At 74.9% G+C, this 1696-nt stretch carries 2 protein-coding genes; one reads left to right on the top strand and one right to left on the bottom strand.

All coding sequences use genetic code 11. The annotated features are described in order from the left end of the window. A partial coding sequence (locus tag GA0115240_RS29790; protein ID WP_346267994.1) for an NPCBM/NEW2 domain-containing protein occupies window positions 1-750 on the top strand: 750 nt, incomplete at its 5' end. Window positions 751-820: 70 nt separating this feature from the next. Here the strand turns inward: GA0115240_RS29790 and GA0115240_RS29795 are convergent. Next, on the bottom strand, window positions 821-1639 hold the full coding sequence (locus GA0115240_RS29795) for a DsbA family oxidoreductase (RefSeq protein WP_346267995.1): 819 nt from the start codon (window positions 1637-1639) through the stop codon (window positions 821-823). Window positions 1640-1696 lie beyond the last annotated feature (57 nt).

The following is a 1696-nucleotide window of genomic DNA, read 5'->3' on the forward strand; positions in this document are numbered from 1 at the left end:
GGCGCCGCACCCTCGGGGTCCCCGGCGGTGAAGCCGCCCGGCAGCGGTCCGGTGGCTGGGCTGCCGCCGGCCTTCCCGCCCGCGCCGGGCGTCAGTCCGACGCCGACCCCCGGCGGTACGCCGGCCGGATCCGATCCGGTGCCCGCGTCGAACGCGCCGATCCCCCCGGTGCCGACGAAGCCCGCCCCCGGCACCAGTCAGAGCCCTGGACCGACCCCGACACCGACTCCGAGCCCGACGGCGACCCCGACACCACCGCCGCCGACGTCCCCGCCGCCCACCTCACCCCCGCCACCACCGCCCGCGCCGGTCGTCTACCAGGTCAACTCGCTGCCCGTCGGCCGCGGCGGGCAGAGCGCGGCCGGGCCCACCATCCGGCCGGGCGGCGGCAGTTGGTGGTGGGACCGCTGGGGCCTGACCATTGGCGGCACCCGGTACGGCCCCGGCATCACCGTGCACGGCTTGTCCACCGTGACCATCGACCTCAACCGCGCCTGCGTCTCCTACGACGCCCGGGCCGGCGTCGACGACCTCAGCAGCTGGCTGGGTGCCCCGGTGCGCTTCGCCGTCTACGGCGACGGCAGCCGCCTGTGGTCCTCCCCGGTCGTACGCGGCGGCGACGCGGCCGTCCCGGTCCATGTCGGCCTGAAAGGCGTCCGGAGCGTCGAGCTCGTCGTCCAGCCGCAGCGTTCGGGCCTCGCACTGGTCGCCCTCGCGGACTGGGCGGACGCGCGGATCACCTGCTCGTAGCGGCGCCGAGAGCGCCGTAGGGGCCTCCTGGGAGGCCCCTACGGGGGAAAGCCGTCCGGCAGGCCGGCGGTCAGTTGGCCGCCGCCGACGGACGCCCGTCGGCGGCCGGGACCTCGCAGGCGCCGTCCGCGCACGCGTCGGCCGCCGCGACCGCCGGGTCCTGGGACTCGGCGGCGGTCTCCTTGGCAATCTGCTCCAGCACCTGGAGGAAGGTCGAGGTCTCCTGGCCGCCCTGTACCGACCACTTGCCCTCGAAGACGAAGGTGGGGACGGCGGTGATCCCGAGCTGGTGGGCCTCGTCGATATCGGCGAGGGTCTCGTCGCGGAGCGCGTCACCGGCGAGGAACGCGGTCACCGCGGCGCGGTCGAGGCCCACGGCGGCGGCCGCGTCGGCCAGCTGGGCCGGGTCGCCGATGTCCAGGCCCTCGGCGAAGTGGCCGGTCATGATCCGGCCCTTGAGGCGGCGCTGCACCTCGGGGCCGTACTCGTCGAGGGCGAAGCGGAGCAGGCGGTGGGCGAGCAGGGAGTTGTTCTCCAGCACCGTGTCGAAGTCGAAGGTGATGCCTTCGGCGGCGCCGAGCTGAGTCAGGCGGTCGTCCATGGCCAGGGCCTGCGGGCCGAACTTGGCGGCCAGCACCTGGCGGTGCACGCGCGGCTGCCGCGGGGCGGAGGGGTCGAGCTGGAACGGCCGGTAGATCACCTCGACGTCGGCCGCCTGCGGGAAGGCGGTCAGTGCGCGCTCGAAGCGGGTCTTCCCGACGTAGCACCAGGGGCAGGCGATGTCACTGTAGATCTCGACCTTCACGGCTGTCTCACTTCCGGTTCGGTTCCTCGTGCCGCGCTGCGCGAAAGACGGCAGAGGAGAAACCCGGCCGTCACCCGCCGCTATTCCCCGCCGCCCGCCGCCAGCGCCGCGTCGGCCCCGGCGATCGTCCCGGCCAGCACC

It is taken from the genome of Streptomyces sp. DvalAA-14, from assembly GCF_900091855.1.
Lineage (GTDB): Bacteria > Actinomycetota > Actinomycetes > Streptomycetales > Streptomycetaceae > Actinacidiphila.